Source organism: Mucilaginibacter sp. SG564 (genome assembly GCF_013149275.1).
Taxonomy (GTDB): Bacteria; Bacteroidota; Bacteroidia; order Sphingobacteriales; family Sphingobacteriaceae; genus Mucilaginibacter.
This window is the reverse complement of record NZ_JABGNA010000014.1, coordinates 26,134-51,574: the sequence shown is the minus strand read 5'-3', so window position 1 is coordinate 51,574 and position 25,441 is coordinate 26,134. Positions and strand designations below refer to the sequence as shown.

General features: G+C 42.4%; 21 protein-coding genes. 18 read left to right on the top strand and 3 right to left on the bottom strand.

The window, feature by feature from the left end; genetic code table 11:
• Positions 1-2: 2 nt before the first annotated feature.
• The 7 genes from FHW89_RS24850 (at position 3) to gldN (ending at position 7,830) form a co-directional block, all read left to right on the top strand.
• Entirely contained in the window at positions 3-728 is a 726-nt protein-coding gene (locus FHW89_RS24850; RefSeq protein WP_172337757.1) for a hypothetical protein, read from the top strand.
• A gap of 367 nt (positions 729-1,095) precedes the next feature.
• Entirely contained in the window at positions 1,096-2,082 is a 987-nt protein-coding gene (locus FHW89_RS24845) for a DUF4271 domain-containing protein (protein ID WP_172337756.1), read from the top strand.
• Positions 2,083-2,095: 13 nt separating this feature from the next.
• Entirely contained in the window at positions 2,096-2,860 is a 765-nt protein-coding gene (locus FHW89_RS24840) for a uroporphyrinogen-III synthase (protein ID WP_076376218.1), read from the top strand.
• Between the two features lie 254 nt (positions 2,861-3,114).
• Positions 3,115-4,431: an SUMF1/EgtB/PvdO family nonheme iron enzyme gene (locus FHW89_RS24835; RefSeq protein WP_172337755.1), complete on the top strand. Its 1,317-nt coding sequence runs from the start codon at positions 3,115-3,117 to the stop codon at positions 4,429-4,431.
• 48 nt (positions 4,432-4,479) lie between these two features.
• Positions 4,480-5,280: a gliding motility protein GldL gene (gene gldL / locus FHW89_RS24830; protein ID WP_172337754.1), complete on the top strand. Its 801-nt coding sequence runs from the start codon at positions 4,480-4,482 to the stop codon at positions 5,278-5,280.
• Between the two features lie 39 nt (positions 5,281-5,319).
• Entirely contained in the window at positions 5,320-6,819 is a 1,500-nt protein-coding gene (gene gldM, locus FHW89_RS24825; RefSeq protein ID WP_172337753.1) for a gliding motility protein GldM, read from the top strand.
• Positions 6,820-6,825: 6 nt separating this feature from the next.
• Positions 6,826-7,830 (top strand): gliding motility protein GldN, encoded by a 1,005-nt coding sequence (gldN, locus tag FHW89_RS24820; RefSeq protein ID WP_172337752.1) that lies wholly within the window; start codon positions 6,826-6,828, stop codon positions 7,828-7,830.
• 157 nt (positions 7,831-7,987) lie between these two features.
• On the opposite strand, the gene uvrC is transcribed toward gldN, so the two are convergent.
• The 3 genes from uvrC to FHW89_RS24805 form a co-directional block, all read right to left on the bottom strand.
• Positions 7,988-9,808 (bottom strand): excinuclease ABC subunit UvrC, encoded by a 1,821-nt coding sequence (uvrC, locus tag FHW89_RS24815; RefSeq protein ID WP_172337751.1) that lies wholly within the window; start codon positions 9,806-9,808, stop codon positions 7,988-7,990.
• Between the two features lie 138 nt (positions 9,809-9,946).
• Entirely contained in the window at positions 9,947-12,196 is a 2,250-nt protein-coding gene (locus FHW89_RS24810) for a transglycosylase domain-containing protein (protein ID WP_172337750.1), read from the bottom strand.
• Position 12,197: 1 nt separating this feature from the next.
• A complete protein-coding gene (locus FHW89_RS24805; RefSeq protein ID WP_172337749.1) occupies positions 12,198-15,152 on the bottom strand; it encodes a tetratricopeptide repeat protein in 2,955 nt (984 codons plus the stop codon).
• 265 nt (positions 15,153-15,417) lie between these two features.
• Between FHW89_RS24805 and FHW89_RS24800 the strand changes: the two genes are divergently transcribed.
• The 11 genes from FHW89_RS24800 to FHW89_RS24750 all read left to right on the top strand — a co-directional run bounded on the left by FHW89_RS24800 (position 15,418) and on the right by FHW89_RS24750 (position 25,345).
• Positions 15,418-15,651 (top strand): AtpZ/AtpI family protein, encoded by a 234-nt coding sequence (locus FHW89_RS24800; RefSeq protein ID WP_172337748.1) that lies wholly within the window; start codon positions 15,418-15,420, stop codon positions 15,649-15,651.
• The gene (locus tag FHW89_RS24795; protein ID WP_172337747.1) at positions 15,648-16,034 is read left to right on the top strand and encodes a hypothetical protein; all 387 of its coding nucleotides are present in this window, start codon (positions 15,648-15,650) and stop codon (positions 16,032-16,034) included. The genes FHW89_RS24800 and FHW89_RS24795 overlap by 4 nt, the downstream gene beginning before the upstream one ends.
• A gap of 14 nt (positions 16,035-16,048) precedes the next feature.
• Positions 16,049-17,140, top strand: a complete 1,092-nt coding sequence (gene atpB, locus FHW89_RS24790; protein WP_172337746.1) for a F0F1 ATP synthase subunit A — start codon at positions 16,049-16,051, stop codon at positions 17,138-17,140.
• 53 nt (positions 17,141-17,193) lie between these two features.
• The gene (gene atpE, locus FHW89_RS24785; protein WP_172337852.1) at positions 17,194-17,430 is read left to right on the top strand and encodes an ATP synthase F0 subunit C; all 237 of its coding nucleotides are present in this window, start codon (positions 17,194-17,196) and stop codon (positions 17,428-17,430) included.
• 108 nt (positions 17,431-17,538) lie between these two features.
• Positions 17,539-18,030, top strand: coding sequence for a F0F1 ATP synthase subunit B (locus FHW89_RS24780; RefSeq protein WP_172337745.1), 492 nt, complete (start codon positions 17,539-17,541; stop codon positions 18,028-18,030).
• A 129-nt stretch (positions 18,031-18,159) separates the two neighbouring features.
• On the top strand, positions 18,160-18,705 hold the full coding sequence (gene atpH / locus FHW89_RS24775) for an ATP synthase F1 subunit delta (protein ID WP_172337744.1): 546 nt from the start codon (positions 18,160-18,162) through the stop codon (positions 18,703-18,705).
• 34 nt (positions 18,706-18,739) lie between these two features.
• On the top strand, positions 18,740-20,314 hold the full coding sequence (gene atpA, locus FHW89_RS24770) for a F0F1 ATP synthase subunit alpha (RefSeq protein WP_172337743.1): 1,575 nt from the start codon (positions 18,740-18,742) through the stop codon (positions 20,312-20,314).
• 145 nt (positions 20,315-20,459) lie between these two features.
• On the top strand, positions 20,460-21,344 hold the full coding sequence (gene atpG, locus FHW89_RS24765) for an ATP synthase F1 subunit gamma (RefSeq protein ID WP_172337742.1): 885 nt from the start codon (positions 20,460-20,462) through the stop codon (positions 21,342-21,344).
• 395 nt (positions 21,345-21,739) lie between these two features.
• Positions 21,740-23,464, top strand: a complete 1,725-nt coding sequence (locus tag FHW89_RS24760) for a glycosyltransferase family 39 protein (RefSeq protein ID WP_172337741.1) — start codon at positions 21,740-21,742, stop codon at positions 23,462-23,464.
• Positions 23,465-23,475: 11 nt separating this feature from the next.
• Positions 23,476-24,504 (top strand): hypothetical protein, encoded by a 1,029-nt coding sequence (locus tag FHW89_RS24755; RefSeq protein WP_172337740.1) that lies wholly within the window; start codon positions 23,476-23,478, stop codon positions 24,502-24,504.
• Between the two features lie 115 nt (positions 24,505-24,619).
• Positions 24,620-25,345: a DUF2490 domain-containing protein gene (locus FHW89_RS24750; protein WP_172337739.1), complete on the top strand. Its 726-nt coding sequence runs from the start codon at positions 24,620-24,622 to the stop codon at positions 25,343-25,345.
• Positions 25,346-25,441: the final 96 nt, after the last annotated feature.

Here is a 25,441-nt window from a genome sequence, read left to right as displayed (position 1 = left end):
TTATGCCAGATAGATTAGATTTTGTAGAACACAGTTACGAGGTTGAGGAGATTATTGGTAATGTTCCTCCCTGGTTAATAAGATGGGGTATCATGATGTTTTTATTTGTTTTTGGCATCATAATTTTATGCTCAACAATAATAAGCTTCCCGTCGTTGCTACCGTCAACAGTGATCATTGATTCCAAAAACCAGCCCTTTAAGGTTAGCTGGTTAAAAGATGGGGCCGAAATATACAAGTCTGATATAAAAGACGGGGCCACGGTTAAGGCCAACGATACCTTGTTGGTTCAAACCAATTCGGCGGGTAAGGTTACCTCTGTGATCACTACTCCGGTTGAGGGTAAAGCCATCGTACTTAAGGGCACTGAAGATAACGCCCGTAAAAACACCATTATCATTAACCCCACATTAGGAAACTACGAGGTGCGGTTATACATAAAACCAGAGCGAGTTGGCGAAGTTTTGCCTAATCAGAAAGTGATGATCAACCTTGCAGAGTACTCCGCGGCAACTTTTGGCCCGTTGGAAGGAAAGATAACCGAAATTATAAGGATACCTGTACATGATAAGTATATAGCCAAAGTTAAACTGGTAGACGGGCTTAAAACTATCAAGAATAAAACCATACCCCTGGCCAGTACATTAACGGGGGATGGTTATATAGAGTTATCCAAGAAAAATATCTTTCTAAGGATCTTCGGAAGCTTATTTGACAGAAATAGCTAAATCCCTAGTCTATAATAATTGCCTGCGGCCATATAGAGGTGACTGCAGGCTTTTTTTATTGATATAAAATTTCCGCGCCACAAACGTCGGCAAATACAACAGTTCGAAGTGTTTTGATTGATCTTAGCATTTTGTTATCGTCATCATAGGCATCTTCCTGTTCTTATTCAAGCTTTATCCCGATCCGCTGCAAATTTCACTGCATGTTAGGTTTAAAAATGGCGTTGCCGGGTGTGCCGCTATTGGTGCTCCTATTAATAAAGGTTTATTTTATTAATCCCAGTATAATTATAAAGGGTTTATAAAACAATCAATTATTACAATAAATTTGCAGCAAATTTAACGGGGTTTATATTTTGCTTTTTAAATGCGTTTAGCTATCTGGTGTTTCCTGCTTTTATTATGGAGCTGCTCGTCTGTTTTTGCACAGCAGGACTCGGCAATTGCGGGTAATAGTGCCAGGAGGAAAATAAACCTACGTAAAGCCGGTACCTCGGTACTTGATTCTGTAGCGGCAGCTATGCAGGCCCGCAAGGTTTTTGTGTCCGACTCCATAGCCATGCGTTATATACATGCCCCGGATTCGGCAACTACAAAGGAGTTTACCGATAGTTTGCTGGCGCACAGTTCTTATAAATATAAGGGGTACGGCTTTTTAGATATGCCTTCAAAATCAAAAAGCCTGGTGCGCGATGGGCATAGCCGGCCGCTACGTGACCCCTGGATAATCAGTATTATTGTAGGCTTGCTTTTGTACACAGCGGCGCTTAACATCGGCCTGAATAAAGATGTAACTTATGTGTTGCAATCGTTTTATAGTAAACGGGTTCTCTCACAGGCAGGTAAAGAAGAAGGTTTTGTAAGTTCATGGGCTTTTCTAGGGCTTTTTTTATTATTCTGTTTAACCTGTGGCTTATTCTTATTCCAGCTCGCCGCCTACAAAAATGTGTATTACATAGTAAGTGGTACGCGTTTATATGTATCGCTCACGGTTATTATCATTGTTTTATTTGCGTTGAAGTTCCTGGCGCTTAGGTTTTTGGGCTTTGTATTTGATATGAACCGCCTGGTGACCGAATACCTGAATATACTGCATCTTACCTACTTCAATTTAGCGTTCATATTTTTACCGGTGGTGGTTTGTTTTAGCTTATTGGCTAACCGTTATGTTCCGGCTTTGCTTGACGTAACGTTACTCATAACGGTAGTTATATTTATCTGGCAATATCTCAGAAGCAGTGTAAATATTATTTCTGCTTTTCGATTTCATAAATTTTATTTATTTACGTATCTTTGTGCCCTCGAAATTTGCCCCATTTTAATTTTAATAAAGGCATTGAATATTAGAATTTAGGTAGTTTAAACGAATTGATTTGGAAGACAGAAAGAAAAAGGTTAAAAGTATATTAGTTACTTTATCAAAGCCCGAAAACGATAAGAATCCGTATGCAGAACTGGCTAAAAAGCTAAACCTGAAAATTGACTTCAGATCATTCATTCATGTTGAAGGCGTTCCTGCAAAAGATTTCAGAAAGGAAAAAATAAACCTAAGCGATTTTACCGCGGTTATTTTTACCAGCCGTAACTCAGCCGATCATTTTTTTCGTATTTGCGAAGAGATGCGTTTTGAGGTACCGGTCGAAATGAAATATTTCTGTCTGTCAGAAACCATAGCGCTTTACCTGCAAAAGTATATTCAATACCGTAAGCGTAAAATATTTTTTGGTAAACAAACCGCTGCCGACCTGGCAGAAGTGTTAAAGAAACATTCGGCCGAAAAATTCCTTTATCCATGTTCGGATGTTGCGGCAGAAGAAACCCAGCGTTTCCTGCTCGAGAACGGTTATAACTTTACACCAGCTGTATTGTTCCGTACCGTTTGCAGTGATCTTTCTGATCTGGCCGATGTGTTTTATGATGTGATCGCGTTTTTCAGTCCGTCAAGCATCCAGTCGTTATATAAAAACTTTCCCGATTTTAAACAAAACAATACCCGTATAGCCGCCTTTGGTGCAACAACACACAAGGCAGTGCTCGAAGCAGGCCTGATCCTGGATATTCCGGCGCCAACCCCAGCAGCCCCATCCATGACAATGGCTATTGAGCAATATGTTAAACTGGTAAACAAATAAATAATTTAGAAATTTATTGGATCCTGTTGCAACTTTTTGTGAAATGTTAGCGTATTAATGCCAACTAATTCACATGAGTGTGATTAGGTTTTTGCTCCTTCACAATGCAATAATTTGTCGTTAAAATAACGCAAAGGGCATTTATTGACTTTATTTTAGGTTAAAAAAATGTTTTTTGGGTTTGTTAGTGCAAATTTTTGATATATTCGGGGGGCTTATAATGTTATAGTTTATATAACTGAATTTGTTTTAAAATGAAGCATATCTACTTTTTAATAGTTGTTTTAGCGGGCGGGTTTTTGAGCGGTTGCAGCAAAGGGGGCGATAGAGGGGAAGTTACCGGTATCCCGCAGCGTTCATTCAGATCAGAGGTGCCTTACGGTATGGTTTATATACCCGGCGGAACTTTCCTGATGGGGCAAACTGATCAGGATGTAACCTTTGCGCAGATAGCGCAAACCAAACAGGTTACCATCGCGCCTTTCTTCATGGATCAGACAGAAACCACCAATAGCCAGTATAAACAGTTTGTTTACTGGGTTCGTGATTCTATAGCTATTACCAATTACGCCAACGATAATAAATATTACATTCAGCCCAAAGGCGCTGCTAATGCCAATACTAATACCGGCAAAAAATTCATTAACTGGGATTATGTAAAAAAGAACCCGGTTTGGGGAAACAAAAAAGGACAGGCCGGTAATGCTTCTAAGCTGCAGGGTATGTATTACCAGGGCGATGACCGTGTTTTTGATCGTAACGAAATAGACGTACGTATATTAAAATATAACTACTCTATTATGGTTTTACGTGATGCAGCCAATTATAAAAACGATAAAAGCAAAAGACGCTCCGACTTTATCCTGCGCGATACGGTAGCCGTTTATCCGGACACCCTGGTATGGCTGAGCGATTTTTCATACGCTGCCAATGAGCCGATGGTTGAGGGTTATTTTTCACATCCTGCTTTCCGTAATTACCCGGTAGTGGGTGTTACCTGGAGGCAGGCGAGAGCTTATACTGTATGGCGTACCCGTTATAATGATGCTTACAAAGATTCGCGCCGTTTACCGCATCGCTTACCTTATGGCTTACCCACCGAAGCGCAGTTTGAATATGCTGCACGTGGTGGCAGGATAGGTACCGACTATCCATGGGGTGGCCCGTATATTAAAAATGCCAAGGGCTGTTTACTGGCCAATTTTAAACCTGGCCGTGGTAATTATACAGATGATGGCGGTGCTTATACGGTAAATGTACGCTCTTATTTTCCTAATGATTACGGTCTGTATAACATGGCTGGTAACGTAGCTGAGTGGACATCATCAACCTTCGACGAATCAGCCTCATCATTTGTGCATGACCTCGCACCTACATTTAATTACGAAGCAAAATCAACCGATCCGGAAGTACTTAAGCGCAAGGTTGTACGCGGCGGATCATGGAAAGATATCGGATATTTTCTTCAAAACGCTACCCGTACCTATGAATACCAGGACACCGCGAAATCATACATTGGTTTCCGTTGTGTAACTGATTATTTGGGCCGCGATATTAAAGACAAACGATAAACATAAACTAATTAATAAAACATCTACACAAATTATTTCTGAATTATTATGGCAGGGAAGAAAAAACCTTATGGAATAGGAAATGTGATATCATGGGGAGCTACGATAGTGATCATCGGTTTGCTGTTTAAAATACAGCACTGGCCAATGGCATCTACCTTTATAACAGTAGGATTAGGTATGGAAGCTTTCCTGTTCTTATTGTTGGGTTTCCAAAGAGAAGATAAGGATATTGACTGGGTACGTGTTTATCCGGAATTGAGCGAGGATTTTAGCGGCGAATTGCCAAAGGCAACCGCAAGGCCCGTAGCAAGCAACTCATCAAACACACAAGCTCTGGATAAGATGCTGGAGGATGCTAAGATAGGCCCGGACCTGGTACGCAGCCTGGGCGATGGTTTGAGAACTTTTGGCGATAAAGTTGCCGCCATATCAAGAGTAACAGATGCTGGCGAAGCTACTATTGCCTTTACTGATAAAGTAAAAACCGCATCGGCAAGCTATGATAAATTGAGTACTGCTTTTGATAAGGCATCAGCCAATTTATCAGAATTAGCCAATTCAAATGTCGATTCAAAGGTTTATCACGAGCAGGTAACTAAATTAGGCAGAAACCTGTCTGAACTAAATGCTGTTTATGAACTGGAATTACAGGATTCAAGCGCTCATTTAAAATCAATGAACAACTTTTATAAAAACCTGTCTTTAACCATGAACAACTTTAACGAGTCGTTAGATGATTCTAAACAGTTTAAGGAAGAAGTGGGGCGTTTAGCAAAAAACCTGGCATCGTTAAATTCGGTTTATGGGAATATGCTTACCGCAATGAACCAGCCACGTGTTAATTAATATAATTAATAGATTTTTTACAAGCTAATATTTATATAGATGGCCGGAGGTAAGGAAACCCCAAGACAGCGAATGATAGGCATACTATACCTGGTACTTTTAGGCTTAATAGCCCTTAATGTGCCGGATAGCTTGTTAGACGCGTTTAAAAACATTACAAGTAGTTTAGATCAGTCAACAAAAAACGTTAACGCCAGCTTACAAAGTACTTATTCGGCATTTGAGGCAACCAAGTTAAAAGAGCAGCCAGAAAAGGCGGCACGCCTGGAAGCTCAGGCCAAAGATGCAAGTAAAGCTGCTGATGAACTGAATGGATATATTGAAGAGTTAAAAGCTGAATTAATACAAAAAGGCGGTGGGATCAACTCAGAAACCGGAGATGTAGATGCAAGAGAAAGTTTGGATATATCGCCTGAGGTAATGATAAACGCTAAAAAAGCTGATGTACTAAAAGGGAAAATTGAAGCCACCAGGGCACGTTTGCTGCAAATATTAGGTAAGGATGCGGCTGGTGTTAACTTTTCTTTGAATGCGATCGACCCGGGTAAAAAGTCCTGGCAGCAGGCGTATTTTGGTGACGGTATTCCCCTGGGGGCAGCTTTAACAACACTGGCTAAAATACAGGCTGATAATAAAAATGCGGAGAACGAGGTAGTGAAAAAGTTATTAGGTAAAGTTGATCAGGCGTCAGTGACCTTAAATCAGTTTAAGGCTGTAGCTGTTGCCCCAAGCAGTTATGTTTTGGCAGGCCAGCCATATAAGGCCGAGATCTACCTAACAGCATATGACCAAAAATCAGATCCTGTAATAACTGTTGGTGGATCACAAATTCCAACTGCAAATGGTGTAGGTACTTATACCACCACTGCAAGTGGCGAAGGATTGCATACCTGGACTGGCAGTTTATCGGTGAAACAGGTAGAGGGACCTCCAAAAGTTTATCCTATTTCTGCTACTTACATGGTGGCAAAACCATCAGCAGTAGTATCGCCCGATAAAATGAACGTATTATATATTGGTGTAGCTAACCCACTTTCAGTATCGGCGCCGGGTGTACCCAAAGAAAGCATGAAAGTAAGCATGAGCGGAGGATCGATCAGTGGGAGCGGCGGACACTATACAGCTACAGTGAGCAGTGTAGGTACAGCAAAAGTTACTGTTTTTGGCGATAAAGGTATGGTTTTAGGGACGTCTGATTTTCGTGTTAAGCGTATACCTGATCCTAAACCTCAGTTTGCCGGCAAAAGCGGTGGTAATACCAGTGCTGCAAACTTAAGGGCGCAGGATAGGGTGTTTGCTAAACTGGATAACTTTGATTTTGATGCTAAATTTAATGTAACCCGTTTTACACTGCTTGTTGTAAAACCCCGCCAGGATGCCATTATTATGTCAGGCAGTGGGGGCGAATTAACAGGCGCTATGCGTTCTGTAATGAACACCGTTACACCGGGTACTACTGTTGTATTTAAGGATATTGTTGCAGTTGGCCCTGATGGAACACCAAGAGGACTTGACCCAATTGTATTATCCGCAAATTAAAGGCGTATGAAAAAGAAAATTTTGTGTTTTGTACTTTGCTTAGTGTGTGTTTCGGCTGTATTTGCTCAGAAACGCCCCGCTAAAAAACGTACCCGGAAGCCCGCTACTACCACACAGCAGCAACCAGCACAGCAACAGCCAGCACAGCTGCAACCACAGCAATCAAGCCAGCAGGACAACGTAGTAAGTCAGCCGGTTGCTGATACTTCTAAGCGCAAAACATTTGATCCCAATAAGCCTTTTGAAAGACCGCTTGATGGTTATTATAAAAAGAACAACATCCTGAACGCCCGGGTTACGCCTTTGCCAAACCTGCGCGAAAATGATGTGGTTTTTGCTAAACGCGTTTGGCGGGAAATTGATGTTCGCGAAAAAATGAACCAGTATTTGGCTTCGCCAAAAAGCAGGTTGATTGATGTGCTTTTAAATGCCATCGCTGCGGGTGAATTGACTGCTTATGATCCAACACCAACAAAAGACGATCCGGGAGGCGATGCCTTTACGGTTCCGCTTAGTGCGGGCGGAGCCAAATCAAAAATGGCGGATAGTTCGGTAGTTGATAAATTTGATAAAGACGGTAATAAAATAGGATCATCATTACAGGCTGGCGAGTTTAACCCTGATAGTGTTGTTAAATTCCGTATCAAGGAAGATTGGGTTTTTGATAAGCAGCGTTCTGTATTTGAGCCGCGCATTATAGGTATAGCCCCATTGATCAAACCAAAAGCGGGTACTCTTGATCTGGATTATCAACCCGCGTTTTGGGTATATTTTCCGGAAGCAAGACCCATTTTTGCTACCAAAGAAGTAGCCAGTCGTAACAGCGACGCGACGGGTTTAAGCTTCGATGATGTTTTTATGAAGCGCATTTTTACCAGCTATATTGTTAAAGAAAGTAACGATAAGGACGAACGTATAAAAGATTATGCCCAGGGCATTGATAAGCTTTACGAATCAGAGAGGATAAAGAAATCCCTGATGGACTGGGAGCTTAACCTGTGGTCATACTAAAAGAGTTTTTAAGTCAAAATCAAAAAAGGTCAAAATTGTAATAGTTTTGACCTTTTTGTTTTAATAAGGGCCGGCCTGTCATCCTGAGCTTGTCGAAGGATCATGCGGAGAGACCTTTACCCACCATGCTTCGACAGGCTCAGTATGACAGCTTTTTTTACTTTTGACTTGCTTCTTCCTCTTTCCCAAAGTATCCTAAAATAGCTTTCGCCTGTTTCAGATTAACAACTTCCAATAGCGTTTCCTCATTAGCCTCGCGGATCTTCTTAACCGATTTAAAATATTTCAGCAGCTTTTCGGCGGTAGTTTTGCCTATGCCTTCTATCAGTTCCAGTTCGGTGGCCAGGGTGCCTTTATCGCGTATCTTACGGTGGAAGGTAATACCAAACCGGTGGGCCTCATCGCGCAGATGCTGGATCACCTTTAATGTTTCTGATTTTTTATCCAGGTACATTGGGTACTGATCGTTTGGATAGTATAATTCTTCCAGTCGTTTGGCTATGCCTATTACGGTTACCTGTTTATCAATGCCCAATAGCTTTAGGCTGTGCATCGCCGATGACAATTGGCCCTTGCCACCGTCAATAATGACGAGCTGAGGCAGTTCCGTTCCTTCATCCAGCATACGGCGGTAGCGGCGGTGTACGGCTTCTTCCATGGTGGCAAAGTCATTCGGGCCCTCTACCGTTTTTACGTGGAAATGGCGGTAATCTTTCTTGGATGGTTTGCCATCTTTAAATACAACGATGGCCGACACCGGATATTTACCCTGGAAGTTGGAGTTATCAAAACACTCAATATGTCGGGGCAGCTGGTTCATACGAAGGTCCTTCATCATCTGTGTAAGCAAACGTTCGGTCCTGATCTCGGGATTTAGCTTTTCATACTGATCTATCTTCTCCTTTTTAAAGAAGAGCACATTCTTTTGCGAAAGATCGAGCAATTTTTTCTTTTCGCCCAGTTTAGGTACAGTGAATTTGATGCCGGGATGATCTTCCAGATCGATACCAAAAGGTACGATGATCTCTTTGGAATCACTGTTATAACGGCTTCTGAACTCAGATATAGCCAGGGTAAGCAGCTCCTCATCACTTTCGTCCAGGCGTTTCTTTAACTCAATAGTTTGCGTTTGGATGATGGTGCCGTTCATTACTTTTAAGAAGTTAACGAAGGCGATCTTATCTTCTGAAGCGATGCTGAACACGTCCACATCCGTAATCGACGAATTTACCACCGTTGATTTACTCTGGTAGTTTTCCAGTAGTTCGAACTTTCGTTTTAAACGATGGGCAAGCTCATAGTTATATTCTGCAACCGCGGTTTCCATCTCGCTTTTAAGACGACGTAGCACAGCTCCTATTTTACCGTTCAGGATATCCTTGATCTCCTCAATGCTGTTGTCATAATCATCCTCGGTCTGATAGTTTTGGCATGGGCCTTTGCAATTGCCCAGCTGGTATTCCAGGCAAACTTTAAACTTGCCCTTGTCAATGTTTTCGCGGGTGAGCTGCAGGTTACAGGTGCGCAGGGGATATGTTTCCTTAATAAGCCCTAAGATGTTGTGCATCATACTTACCGAAGCATAAGGCCCCAGGTATTTTGAACCATCTTTAACAATACGCCGGGTCCAGAAGATGCGGGGATAGTTCTCATTCTTAATGATGATCCATGGATAGGTTTTATCATCCTTCAGCATCACATTGTAGCGCGGCTGATGCTTTTTGATCATACTGTTTTCCAACAGCCACGCATCCACCTCGGTATCAACAATGGTAAAAGTGATATTGCGTATCTTGGATACCAAAACACGGGTTTTGGCATTTACATGTGTATCCTGGTTAAAGTAGGATCCTACGCGGTTGCGCAGATCTTTGGCTTTGCCAATATATATCAGTTCCTGCTCACTATCCCAGTATTGATAAACACCGGGTTTGTGAGGTATATTTTTTAATGCAACTTTGTAATCAAATTTCTCCATTTTCTTAATCGGTACCCACAATGCCTTTGTTGTCATCCTGAGGTACGAAGGATCTATTATACTACATGCATGTCGCTTACAGATTCTTCACTATTGTTCAGAATGACAAATTTTGTTTGATTTTATTTCTGAACCAACCTAAAATCCCAGCTTCTTATCAACTTCGGTAGTGCCTTGTTGCTGCTGGTTGTATTGGTTGCAATCCATCACTATGCTTACACCGTTTTTGGGCGCGTCAAAGTCGACATTCTTTTTAATGCCCAGTGCCGCGTTGGCATATACCTTTTTCATATAGAATGCAAATATAGGCAATGCGCTGTTGGCGCCTTCACCTAACCGGGTAGATTGGAATGCGATGTCTCGGTCTTCGCAGCCAGTCCATAAGCCGGTAACCAGTTGCGGGGTGATGCCAATAAACCAGCCATCGGAGTTGTTTTGAGTTGTGCCTGTTTTACCACCTATCGGGTTGCTCAGGCCATATTTATATTGTAAGCGTGAACCTGTACCATCCTGTATTACGCCTTTAAGCATATACGTCATCACATAGGCGGTTTGCGGATTCATGGCCTGCACTACTTTTGGGGTGTGGGTATATAAAACGTTGCCGTTTTTATCTTCAATACGTAATATATAGGTAGGCTCTGTCCACAAACCGTGGTTGGCAAATACCGAATAAGCCGCTGTCATTTCAAATACCGAGGCATCAAATGTGCCCAGGCAAATAGAAGGATATGGCGGTACCGGACTGGTAACTCCCATTTTTTTGATCAGTTCTACAACAGGCTCAGGCTTAACTTCGCCCATTACGTGCGCGGTTACCCAGTTTTGCGAGTGGGCCAAAGCCTGGCGCAGGGTAATAAAGCCCGGTATCGTTTCGGACGGAGAAGAACGTGGGCACCACGGACCGCTGCCATACCCCCTAATGGTATCCGGCACGTTATTGATCTTCATACAAGGAGAGTAGCCATTATCAATAGCTACCGCGTAGGTAAATGGTTTGGCGGTTGAACCTACCTGGCGTGTTCCGTTTTTAACCTGGTCATATTTAAAGTGTTCAAAGTTGGTACCACCCACCCAGGCTTTAACATAGCCTGTGGTTGGGTCCATACTCATCAACGCGTTACGGAGCAGCATTTTGCAATACACAATAGAATCGATAGGTTTCATCAGCGTATCAATATCGCCATGCCAGGTAAACAGGTTGAGTTTATCGGGAGTGTTAAAGTTGGTGGTGATATCTTCGTCGCTCATGCCCTGGGCTTTCAGTTGCTTGTATCGGTCTGATTTAAGCATGCCCTGCTGTATCAGCAATTTATAGTTGTGAATGCTTTTAGCCAGATTTTTCCCGCGCCAGTGATCGTTAAACTGCACTTGCAGATCACGCATGTATTGCTGCTGTGCTTCCTCGGCATATTGCTGCATGGTAGCATCAATGGTGGTATATATTTTTAAACCATCACGATCAAGATCGTATGGACTGCCATCTGAGCGGCTGATGTTTTGCTCCTTAAACAGTTTTTGCAGCTCTTTTTTAAGTACCGACCTGAAATAAGGTGCTGGGCCATCAAAGTGGTTGTTAGGGCGAAAATCGAGTCCAAGCGGTTTTTGTTTGTATTCATCAGCTTGTGCCTGGTTCAGATCGCCTTTTTCTACCATGCGGTTAAGCACCAGGTTACGGCGTCTCAGCGCGTTTTCGGGGTGACGGATAGGTGAGTAGATACCGGGTCCGTTAACCATGCCTATTAATAAGGCTGCCTGGTCTGGTGTAAGTTTATCCGGGGTGGTATTAAAGTAAGTACGTGCAGCCGATTTAATACCATAAGTATTATAGGCACCAAAATCAACCGTGTTGAGGTACATGGTCAGGATCTCTTCTTTGGTATAATGACGTTCCAGCTTAACGGCGGTTACCCATTCCTGCATTTTTTGGACAATACGTTTAAATGGATTGGCCGCTCTCTCTGAGAACAGGTTTAGCGCCAATTGCTGAGTAATAGTGCTGCCGCCTTGTTTCTGCCCGATCAATAAATGCAGAAAGATGGTAAAGCTGCGACCAAAATCAATACCGGAGTGATCAAAAAAACGCTTGTCTTCGGTAGCAACCAACGCGTTAACTACATTGGGTGATAGCTCTGCATAGGTAACGTTCGACCGGTTTTGTATGTAATAGGTACCCAGTACCTTTTTATCAGATGATATTACTTCGGATGCCTGGTTACTCTTTGGGTTTTCCAGATCGCGGAAAGAGGGTAGCTGACCAAATACATCAAAAATAGTTAGTGCTATCATCAATCCAACAAATACAAAACCGGCTATTACGGTACGCCATATGTACCAGTTATATCTTCTTATATCCTGTTGTGTAAGCTTGGGCTTAGTGGTTCTCATTTCAATAATTTTTCTGGTAATAGTCAATATAACTATCCACCGCTTTTTGATCGGCTAATTTATCCAGATTTTCCTTGGTAATGATAAAAAAACTGTATTTATCCTTAGGTACCTTCATAATATCGGGTAATACCGGGATAATGCTCTTGGCATATTTGCGGGCATCACTCAGGGAAAAAAACCTTCCGATATAAATGATCTGGTCATCCGGTCCGGCAGTCATAAGCTCGTGCTTAAAGCCATAGCCAAAAAAGCGTATGCGGTTAAATTGTCCTATACCAAAACGTGATGAGGCCAGATTAGTTGTACCCGAGGTTACATTTATAGCAAAATAGTAATGGGTGCTATCTCGCTTTGAAAATATGGAGGCAATGTTTTGTGCTACAATTACAGGCGGGGCTATTGTTGTAGTCACACTATCGGGGTTGGCCTGGTTGGCTTGCTGCAATACATAGGCAGGTTGTTGGATATGATTATCACTCAATTTGCCTTGTGGTGCAGTTAGCTGCGTGTTGATTTTTGTTGTAACTGAGGTCAGCCCATTCAGAGGCGCGTTAACCGGGTGGCGATATTCTGGTGCCTGTGGCGATGGAATATAGGTTTTTCGATACTCTGTTTGTTTTTGATAAGCCACTGGCGGGGTGAACGGGATCTCATTCGGATCTTCGTTATTAAGTACTACAGGTCGTGCGGCCACTTCGTCGATGTTGGCATGAATGTAAGCCAGGTGTTGCTGGGCCAACGGGGTTATCAATATGTCATCCGGGTATTTTGCAACTATTTCCTGCATATCAGTTAAAAATGGAGGCAGTTTTTCCTGGTGACCCGCAGCTATGGCCTTCAAATAAAATAACTGTGCCGAGAAGCGGTTGTCCGGGTATCTTTTTAACAGATCTTCTGCGGCACTCACCACCTGCGCGTATTGTTTTTGTTCATAAAGGTCATATACCTGGTTATAAAACACATTAAACCCGGCGTTGGCATCGTTTAGTTTTTTGCTGTACTCCGGATCAAGAATTATTTTGGCAAATGCGGTTTGCGGGTAGTCCTTCAGGATAAGGTTTTTATACATGTCGGATTTGGTCGCGTCGATATCCGTATATAAACGGTACAGATTATAATATATAGCGGGTTTATCCGGATTGTTCGGAAAGCGGGCCAGCATTTTCTCAAAGGCTGCTATGGCCTCTTTTTTATCTTCCAGCACATCGCGATACAGGTTGCCCAGGTCGAGATAAGCATTGTAGATCCGGATATTGGACTGACTGATCAGATCGGGCGTTAATGGCAGATCGTGAATGAGCTGTTGTTTGTACTCCACGTTTCTGACCGAGTCGGCAGCTTTACCCGTAAGGCCCGCGAGTTTGTCGGTAGTGGTATTAGGGCCTGTGGTAGGACCGGCGTTGGTAGGCATGCCCGCGTTTGAGCGTTTACTACGGCGCCAGTTATCTTCCAGTTTACGGTTGCCCCATTGGCGCTTAAAGGCAGTATAGCCCTGGCTTACCGCGTTGGTGTTATAAAAATAGAATGAACTCACTACGTTTTGCCCATTTTGCCCATTCTGTCGGTTCTGCCCATTTTGCAGCATCTGCGCGTCTGGGTTACTTAACGTAAAACTGTTACTAAATGGATCGCCGTTATTGGCGCTGGCTGCTGCCGCCGCGGCTTCTGCCGCCGCTGCTTTTTCTTTGGCGGCTTTACGGGCAACCATCGCGTCAATATGCGTCATTCGCGTTTTTTCATCGAGCCCAGCCAGCATCTGCAGGGTATCTTCCCGGGCTATGGTTTGCAGCAGACCTGTGAGTATTTGCAGGTTGTTGCTCTTTTTAACAATAAGCTGATAACCGGGATAGCTGGGCGACAGATCATTAAGCGTGCTGTCGTAATATAATTTAGCACCCTCGTAATCAGCTTTGTTTTTAAAGTCGATATCGGCAATGCGTAAATAAGATACGCCCCGTTGGTTTTGGTTTTTGGTGCTATGGCGTATAGAGAGCTTGTAGTTTTTGACGGCATTATCAATATCGCCTGTGGCATAGTATTGCTGCCCGATGTGGTAATATATCTGGTCAAAAAAGTCAATGTTGTCGTGGTTTTTCAATAATTTACGCAACTGGTCTATCTTGCTTATCTTAATACCATCGCGGTTATCCTGTATCCTGATGCGATTTAAATTGGCGTTGAAGGCCATCTCAAACGATGCGTTGCTTTGCACAATACGGGTGTAACTATTGTAAGCCTCGGCGGGTTTTAGGTTAAGCTCCTGCAGTTGGGCCAAAATAAAGATCCAGCGCAGCTTTAGCCTGCTTACCGAACAAAATTCTATAGCCTGCTTGGCATCTTCCTCGGCTTCGGCATAATTTTGCGTGTTGATGTTGTACTGCATGCGGGTAGCATATACATCGGCCGTGAAACTTTTGCCCGGTTTTTTGGGGTTGATGTTTTGTACAGCCGAATCAATAACGAGCTTGGCTTTGGGGAGATTATTGAGATATAAAAGCGAGCGCCCTTCCCAAACCATGGCTTCCTGGGCCAATGGGAAATTATTTCCGAATGAACGTACTACGTAGCTAAAATATTCCACCGCGTCAAAATAGCTGCCCTCCAAAAAGCGGGCTTTGCCCAAAACCAGGTAGGCATTGCCAATGTAATGGCTTTGCTCTTTAATATTGATGATGGTATTGGCTTTGGTAATGGCCAATTCCATATCCTTATCCGGCGAACCACTCTGGCTGGTAGTATCGGGATAGACATTCAATAATTCGGTATAGGCATCAGGGAAGGAGGCTGCATAACTTTCCTGCTTGCGCCGTAGCAATTCATTGGCATTGAATAGTATATTATAATGCGCGGTGAGATTTTGCATAGAGCGGTTAAGACCGCTTTGCTTTTCGAGCGAGCACCCCGCGATAATAATGATAAGGGCAAACAGTAAAAAATTACTGTTTTTGTACATGGAAGATATAGGTAGTTGCCTCAAAATAAGTTGTTGGTTTTAAAAGCATCGCTAAAATACTAAACATTATACGATTTCGGATTTAGGATGTTCGATTTTAACCGTTGTTAGTTTTTGATGATACCGATCATTTCAGGTGTTAGATCTCAGAATGTCGTAACTCAGATTCATTATTCTGTTAATTCTTTAATTCTATAAATTCTGGTTCAGACAGTTTAATTCCGATAATTCTGGTGCAGACCACCAGCTTTTTATAAATTTGCACATGGCTAAAAAAGAACAGCAGGACGATGAATCCGGAATTGGTAAAGAGATGAACAGCTATGCCAAATTCAGCGGTGTGGCTTTTCAGATGATAGCCGTTATTGGTCTGTTTGCTTTTGCAGGCTATAAAATTGATGAGTCCATGGCGCACCAGGTAAAATGGGTAACAGCTGTGCTATCGCTTATCGGGGTATTTATTGCATTGTATATTGTTATCAGATCTGTAAAAAGTTGAAAGTACTACCTACTGTATTATCCTACTTATCGTTTATTATTATCATAGCGGCGCCCCCATTGGTATTGCCGCACCTCGGCTACGGTAACTTACTCACGCCAAAGTTTTGGCTTATGTTTTTTTTCTTTTCGGCGCTTACCTTTTTAACGGTAATTGCTATCCTGATGGTGGCCAAAATCAATAAAGAAATGTATGCACAGGCGTTTTTGGCCGCTACAACGGTTAAACTGTTGGCTTGTATGTTTTTCGTTCTGATTTTTCTGTTAAAAAACAAGGTAAACAAGTACGTTTTTGTGGCCGATTTTTTTTATATATATTTCTTAAATATGGGTTTTGAAATTTATGGTTTGTTACGTAACTTGCGCAACCAAAAAATAAGGTAGAAAACTTCATCTAGATGAATAATAGCTCGATTTTGAACTCAAAAATATTTAAACCATTACTGATTTCCGCGCTTTTTTTGCTTTTCTGTGTTAAGCCAACATTATCTTTTTCACAAGAAAAGGCTGCTGAAGCAAGCGAAAAACGATTTGATCCTAAAGAGTTGGTATTTGAACATATCGGCGACTCTCACTCCTGGCCGGTATCTGTACCGTTTATGAGCGAGCATTTTGTTGCTTTGCCAATTATTCTGTACACAGATAAGGGTCTGGAGATTTTTTCTTCTGAAAAATTAGGCTTTCATCATGCAGAAGGTCACGAAGCCCCGGTTTACAAAGGCGAACATTACAGCTATAAACTGGAAGGTAAAAAGGTAGTTGCTGTTAACGAAACAGGCGAAATTAACAAAGAAGCCAAGGTGTATGATTTTTCTATCACCCGTAATGTGATCAGCATGTGGATGGGGATGATCGTATTATTGATCATATTTTTCGCTGTGGCATCAGCTTATAAAAAACGTTCTGGTAGGGCTCCAAAAGGTTTGCAGTCATTACTGGAGCCGGTGATACTTTTTGTAAGAGACGATGTGGCTATACCTAATATAGGTGTGAAGTATGCTAAATACATGCCTTTACTGTTAACCATCTTCTTCTTTATCTTGATCAATAACTTATTAGGTTTGGTTCCTTTCTTCCCGGGAGGTTTTAACTTAACTGGTAATATTGCGGTAACATTGGTATTGTCTTTTATTGTTCTGATCGTTATTAACTTTAGCGGTAACAAATATTACTGGAAACACATTTTTGCGCCGGGTATTCCATTGTGGTTATATCCTATCATGGTTCCGGTTGAGATCATCGGTATTATTTCAAAGCCATTTGCGTTGATGATCCGTTTGTTCGCCAACATTACAGCCGGTCACATCATTGTATTAAGCTTAATATCTTTAATATTTATCTTTAAAACCGCATGGATGTCGACAGTTTCTGTTCCGTTCGTGGTGTTTATGGATTGTATTGAATTGCTTGTAGCGTTTTTGCAGGCCTTTATTTTCACGATGCTTACATCCCTGTTTATCGGGATGGCTGTTGAAGAGCATCACCATTAATCTGAATTAATTATAATTATATATACACGTTAAATTATCAAACAATGATTGGAATGATTGGAACAATTGCACAAGCAGCCGCTGCTTCTGGCCTTGAAAAACTTGGTGCAGTTGGTGCAGGTTTAGCTGTTATCGGCGCAGGTATTGGTATCGGTCAAATCGGTGGTAAAGCCGTTGAAGGTATCGCCCGTCAGCCAGAAGCTGCCTCAAAAATTCAAACTAACATGATCATCGCTGCGGCCCTTGTAGAAGGTGTTGCTTTGTTTGCTGTGGTAGTTGCTTTGCTCTAATATTTATTAGAGAAAAAGAAAAAGAACAACCCGGGGCGATTGGCTCCGGGCTTGTTTTAATCTGCTGAAAAAAGAATAAACATATAAAGTAAATATCTATACAGAATTATGGAATTAGTTACACCCGATCTTGGTTTGGTTGTCTGGACGACATTATCATTTTTGATCCTGTTATTCATATTAGGAAAATTTGCCTGGAAACCTATTTTAGGAGCCCTTAATGATCGTGAACGTTTTATTGAAGATTCATTGTCAAAAGCCGAAGCTGCTAAAGATGAAATGGCCCGTTTAACCAACGAGAATGAGTCGTTACTGAAACAAGCCCGTGCCGAGCGCGATCAGATCCTGTCTGACGCCCGCAAAGTTAAGGAGCAAATGATAGCTGATGCTAAAGAGCTTGCCCACAAGGAAGGTGCACGTATGATTGAATTGGCCCGTGTGGAAATCAACAATCAGAAATCAATAGCTATGGCTGATGTTAAAAATCAGGTAGCTACACTGTCATTACAAATTGCTGAGAAAGTATTACGCAAGCAATTTGAAGATCACCAGAAACAAGACGAACTGGTAAGCCAACTATTAAAAGAAGTGAAATTATAGTGATTTCGAATTTCGGAATTGTTATTTCGGATTTTTGAAATTGTTATAATTTATATAAAGAGTGAATTTGAATTTATCCATCGGGCAGAAATCCGAAATCGAAAATCCCAATTCCCAAATAAAAAAGATATGTCAGAATTAACAGTAGGAACCAGGTACGCCAAATCATTGATTGACCTTGCACAGGAACAAGATATTGTTGATGTGATCAAGGCCGATATGGATCTGTTTTTACATACCCTTAAGGCAAGCCCCGAACTTAAAGCTGTTTTAAGTAACCCGATCATCGCCCACATCAAAAAAATAAAGATACTGGACGAGGTATTCGCGGGAAAGGTGAACAAGGCTACTATCGCGTTTTTTAAACTGATGGTTAATAAAGGCCGTGGTGAGGTTTTATATACTACCGCGCTTGAATACATTAACCTGTATAATATCAAGAGGCATATCACCAAAGCAAAAGTTGCTTCGGCCACCGAGCTTTCTGCAGCTAACAAACAAACACTGGTTGCCGAATTGCAAAAGGCAATTGGCGGTACAGTAGAACTGGAAGCTAAAGTTGACCCATCACTGATTGGTGGCTTTGTGCTAACCGTTGGCGACAGGCAGGTAGATACCAGCATTGCAGCCAGCCTGAAAAAATTAAAGAAAGAATTTGCCGAACAGGCAGTTTAATATTAACACTAAAACTCTAAATAAATTTTAAACAATGGTAGAGGTAAGACCAGACGAAGTATCGGCAATTTTGCGTCAGCAATTGGCAGGCTTCAAGTCAGAATCTGAATTAGAAGAAGTGGGTACTGTACTCCAGGTGGGTGACGGTATTGCACGCGTTTATGGATTGACAAAAGTACAATCAGGAGAGCTTGTAGAATTTGGCACAGGATTGCAAGGTATCGTGCTTAACCTTGAAGAAGATAACGTGGGTGTGGTATTGTTAGGTAAATCTGACGATATTAAGGAAGGTGATACCGTAAAACGTACCAACCGTATCGCGTCTATCAACGTAGGTGAAGGTATGTTAGGTCGTGTTGTGGATACCCTGGGTAACCCAATTGACGGTAAAGGCCCAATCACTGGTCAAACTTACGAGATGCCATTGGAGCGTAAAGCACCTGGTGTAATCTATCGTCAGCCGGTAACTGAGCCTCTGCAAACTGGTATCAAAGCTATCGACGCGATGATCCCTATCGGCCGCGGACAACGTGAGCTGGTAATCGGTGACCGCCAGACTGGTAAAACCGCTGTTTGTATCGATACCATCATCAACCAAAAAGAATTTTATGATGCCGGTCAGCCGGTTATCTGTATATATGTAGCTTGCGGTCAAAAAGCAAGTACAGTAGCTAACATTGTACGTACACTGGAAGAAAATGGTGCTATGCCATACTCTATCATTGTAGCTGCAAACGCTTCAGACTCTGCAACAATGCAGTTCTTTGCTCCGTTTGCTGGTGCTGCTATCGGCGAGTACTTCCGTGATACCGGAAGACCAGCTTTGATCATCTATGATGATTTATCAAAACAGGCTGTTGCTTACCGTGAGGTATCGTTGTTATTACGTCGTCCACCGGGCCGTGAGGCTTACCCGGGTGACGTGTTTTACCTGCACAGCCGTTTATTAGAGCGTGCCGCTAAAATCAACGCTAACGATTCTATCGCGCAGCAAATGAACGATCTTCCTGAGTCTATCAGGGGTATCGTAAAAGGTGGTGGTTCATTAACCGCTTTACCTATCATCGAAACACAAGCTGGTGACGTATCTGCTTATATCCCAACCAACGTAATTTCTATTACAGATGGTCAGATATTCCTGGAATCAAATCTGTTTAACGCGGGTGTTCGTCCGGCTATTAACGTAGGTATCTCGGTATCACGTGTGGGTGGTAACGCGCAGATCAAATCCATGAAAAAAGTAGCCGGTACCTTGAAACTGGATCAGGCTCAATACCGCGAATTAGAAGCATTCTCTAAATTCGGTTCGGATTTGGACGCTTCAACCAAAACGGTACTGGACAAAGGTGTGCGTAACGTAGAGGTATTGAAACAAGGTCAGTTCTCTCCTGTATCTGTTGAAAAACAGGTTGCTATCATCTATTTAGGTACTAAAAACCTGATGCGTAGTGTACCTGTAAAAGATATCAGGAAATTTGAAGCTGAGTTTACCAGCCAGTTAGAAGCTCGTCACCCAGAAACATTAGCTGCACTTAAAGCAGGTAAATTCGACGATCAGATCACCGGCGTATTAGAAACTGTAGCCAAAGAACTGGCAAGTAACTATTAATTAGTAGTATCAAGTAGTTAGTATCAGGTATCAAGTACTTTTGAAAATTTGATACTAACTGCTTGATAAAAAATATAGGTACCATTAGTAAGCGTGTTCAGGTACAAAAATCTTGATACTCGATACTTGATACTAAAAAAGAAGAATGGCTAATTTAAAAGAAGTAAGAAACAGGATAACATCTGTATCATCAACCCAGCAGATCACCAAGGCCATGAAAATGGTTTCGGCGGCTAAGTTGAAACGTGCTACAAATGCTATTGTACAATTGCGCCCTTATGCCAATAAGCTAAAGGAATTACTGGCTAACTTATCTGCAAGTTTAGAGGATGGCTCATCACCTTATTTGCAGGAGCGCGAGCCCGTGCGTGTATTGGTGGTTGTAGTAACCTCAAACCGTGGCTTGGCCGGTGCCTTTAACACCAACGCGATAAAAACAGCTAACAATCTTATTGCCGAAAAATACAGCAAGCAATTGCAGGCCGGTAATGTTTCGATAGTGGCTATCGGTAAAAAAAGCCAGGAGTATTATGAGCGTCGTAAGTACAACGTAATTGGTAACAATAACGATCTGTACAATGAGCTTAACTTTGAAAATACTTCCAAAATTACCGAAAGCATTATGGCAGGTTTTGTTAATGGCAAGTATGACCGTGTTGAGCTGGTGTATAACCACTTCCGTAACGCCGCTGTACAGTATTTAATTGCCGAGCAACTGTTGCCAGTGCCAAAACCTGAGAAAAAGGACGAGGTAAAAGCAGCTAATGTTGATTATATCCTGGAACCTTCGCAAGAAGAAATTGTGGAGCAACTGATACCTAAAAATATCAAGATCCAGTTATACCGTGCTGTGTTAGACTCTAACGCATCTGAACATGGTGCCCGTATGACCGCTATGGATAAGGCTACCGAAAACGCAGGCGAATTGTTAAAAGCCCTTAAGCTTTCCTACAACCAAGCCCGCCAGGCAGCCATCACCACCGAGCTTACCGAAATTGTGAGCGGTGCCGCGGCTTTATCTGCACAATAATAGTTTATAAAAGAGTTTATAGTAAAAAGGCCTTCTTGTTTAAGAAGGCCTTTTTTTGTTGCCTGTAAATTTCTCTTTCGCCTTACCCGCTCATTTGAATTAACGTGAGTTCGATATAAGAAAACCTCCCTGTCATTTCGACAAACAGCGACGGACAAAGTGATGGGGTGAGGAGAAATCTTTTACTCAATGCCTTTTAAATCAGTGTATCGCAAAAGATTTCTCCTCGTACCTCGTTCGAAATGACATTTTTTTATTGGTATTGCGCTACATTTCTTATATCGAACTCACGTTTAATTATGAAGAATACATGTATTTTACTTAATCATGATTACTAACATTTTAAGGCTTATATCTTTTATCATACCTTTGCCAATTCAATTTTCAGGATATTAATGCAGGAAAGTAATTTAAATAACACGCAGGCCCCGGTAAACTATAACCGCCCCGTTATTTATTTTTTATTGCTTTGGACGGCATTGAATATACTACAAGCCAGTACTCTGGAGATACATGCCGACGAGGCCTACTACTGGATGTACTCGCGGTTTTTAGATTGGGGTTATTATGATCATCCGCCTATGGTGGCCCTGTTCATCAAAGCCGGGTACAGTCTGATGCATAATGAATTTGGCCTGCGGTTGTTTACGGTACTCAGCAGTTCGATATCATTATACCTGATATGGCTGATGCTGAAAAAGTATCAGGTAAGTGCCAAAGCCTTTATACTGGTGATTCCCGGGGTATTTGTTTTCCATATTTATGGTTTTACCACCACACCCGATGCACCGCTGCTGTTATTTACTACCCTGTTTTTCTTTTTCTACCAGCAATATGCCGAAAGGGATAGCTGGCCGCTCGCGCTCATACTGGCAATGGTTGTTGCAGGCTTGCTCTACAGCAAGTATCATGGTGTTTTGGTTGTAGGATTTACGCTGCTGTCAAACCTGAAATTATTAAAACGACCATCATTTTGGGGCATTGTGATATTGGCGCTTGTTTTTTACGCGCCGCATATTTTATGGCAGATAAATCATGATTATCCATCTATCAAATACCATCTTTCTGAACGTTCGGCCGAAACGTATGACCTGTCCTATTCCTACCAATACCCTTTAGGGCAACTGATAATGGCTGGGCCGCTAATCGGTTGGTTTTTGTTTTATAAAAGCTTTACTGTACGTATCAAGGATACGTTTATGCGCACCTTACTGGTGAACAGCATAGGCATATTGCTTTTCTTTTTCCTCACCTCGTTTAAAGGCGAGGTGCAGCTACATTGGACGCTTATTGTATATGTGCCTTTATGTATGCTGGTGCTCATTCACTTCGCGCAACGTGGTTGGCCCGCATGGTTTAGTCGCCTGGCCATCATCAATATGGCTTTGATCGTAACGCTTAGGTTGCTGATTGTATGGGGGCCTTCATTTATAATGGAAGTTGGGGCTATCAGAAGCTTTTTCGGTTTTAAGGACTGGGCCAAAACTGTACGCGATAAGGCTGGCGATAATTATGTGATATTTTGTGAAGGCTTTCAGAATCCGTCGAAATATAACTTTTATAACAATACGGTCAAGGGACTCAACTACGATGCGCGCTATTACCGCCGTACCCAATATGATATATGGCCCATTGATGATAGTGTACAACATAAAAAGGCATACCTGGTGATGGAAGATCGTATACCAGGAGTAACTCCCGATACCATTAAAACGCCGGTTGGCAACTGGTATGCCGGTTGGGTAAATAATGTGCGTACCTACCAGAAAATTGATTTCAAACCTTCGTCGTATAAGGTAACCGCGTCGCCGGGACAGCGGCTCACCTTTGACCTGTCGTTTAAAAATACCTATAGCTTTCCCATTAATTTTGGAAATGGACCTGGCGAGCCGCCTGTTTATTTGGAGGCCTGCTTTTTTGAAAATTCAGATCTGGTCAATACGCAGAAAGCCAGCGACAGCTTTTATCATATTGCCTTGCAGCCAGGACAAACCACACCATATAAATTTACACTTACGGCGCCCCTTAAAAAGGGGCGCTATGATCTGCTATTTTCGTTACGCACCGAGCCCTTTGCCGGAGGACGAAACAGCGGTATGATCACTTTTACTGTTAAATAAATCATCACCCCATGTTTAAAAAACTATACTTAGTTGCAATTATTATCTTCATAGGCAGTACCGCTGCCCGGGCACAAAATAGCCTCGACATCCATTTTAACGGGATGGGTTTTCTTGATAACCGCGAGTATAAACCTTTTACAGAGCGGTCCCACACCTACTCTGGTGTGCGTACCGAGCTTGATCTGGGCTTGAATATCGATAGCGTACATCATTTTGTGGTAGGTGCCAACGCTCTGCATGATTTTGGCGGACAGTCTTATTTTGCAAAGGTTAACCCTGTGGCTTACTATAGCTATACCGGCAAAAGCTGGTTGTTTAACGCCGGTGCTTTCCCGCGCGAAGGCTTGCTTGACGATTATCCCCGTGCTTTGCTGAACGATACCCTGCGTTATTATCGCCCCAACGTAGAAGGCTTATTGGCCCGCTATCATAACGAGCACTTTACCGAAACCGGCTGGATCGACTGGGTGAGCCACCAAACCGATACCCAACGTGAGGAGTTCCTGTTTGGCTTTTCGGGTAAATACCGCCCATCACTTTTTGGCCCTTTTTATGTATCGCATTACTTTTTATTGTTGCATGATGCTGGTCCCGGTGTGCCTATCCCCAATGATCATATCCAGGACAATGGCGGTGGCCAGATCCGTTTAGGTTTAGATTTCAGTCATAAAACCTTTTTAGATTCGTTATCAGTAGAAGCAGGCGGCATGATGTCGTTTGAGCGAGTTCGTGGGGTTGATGGTTTTCAAAAACCAGCAGGCTTTATAGCCAACGCTTATTTTGGCTGGCATCAGTTTGCTTTGTATGATGAATTTTATAAAGGCCAGGGCAGCCACATTATGTACGGCGATTCGTTTTATCAGTTCAAAACCTATAACCGTTTGGATATTATTTATACCGCGTTTTTAGCTAACAGGATAAAAGGGCAGTTTATTTTGAGCCTTCACCAGGTACCAGGGTTTCAGATGAGTAATCAGGAAGCCTTTAGGGTAACGTTTGATTTGGGCAGGAAGGTTCTGGCCAGATTCAAGGATTAAAGAGAAAGAAATTAACCTTAGTTGGGTATCAAGTAGCTAGTATCAAGTATCAAGACCGAAGTAAAATCTTGATACTAGCTACTTGATACTAATTTTAACACAAATCACATATACTATGCAATTAAAGCACAAATTACTGGTTCTGTTGGTGTGCCTGTTTATAGCACCTGCAAGGCTATTGGCACAAGAGAATCAATTTTCGGGCTGGGCAGCCTGGTTTCACAGCCAACGCCTGTCTGAACACTGGGGCTATTCGTTCGACGGACAATTTCGCTCGCATGACGATCTGAGCTATTTAAAACACACCCTGTTGCGCCCTTCGGCCAACTATTACTTTGCCAATAACAAGGTAGCCGCTTTGGGTTATGCCTACATCGCTACTAACGGCCGTACCGCTGATGGTAGCAAAACCTTCAGGCCTGAACACCGGATATGGCAGCAGTACACTTACTCGCACAAGTTGGGTAAACACATTGCCGTAGCACACCGTTTCCGTTTGGAGCAACGCTTTTTGGGGCAAACTGCCAATAACAAAAACGACGATTACTTTGCCCAGCGTTTCCGGTATTTTGTAAGAGGAATAATTCCGTTTAAGAATGATTCGGCGGTATTTGCCAAAGGCCCATTCCTGGCCCTGCAGAACGAAATATTTTTTAATGTTCAGAACAAAAACAGGGTAAACAAACATTTCTTTGATCAAAACCGGGCATACGTTGCACTGGGCTACCGCGTGAGCAAAGTGTTTGATGTGGAGGCCGGTTATTTAAACCAATACATTAACCTGGCCGAAGCCTATACGCTGAACCACGTGGCTCAGATAGCTTTTTATACGAGGTTTTAAAGCCTCATCCTGCCCTCTCCAAAGGTGAGGGTTCTTTACTTGAATATTGGCAAAAAAAGAGCGATAGCATTAATGCTATCGCTCTTTTTTAATTTT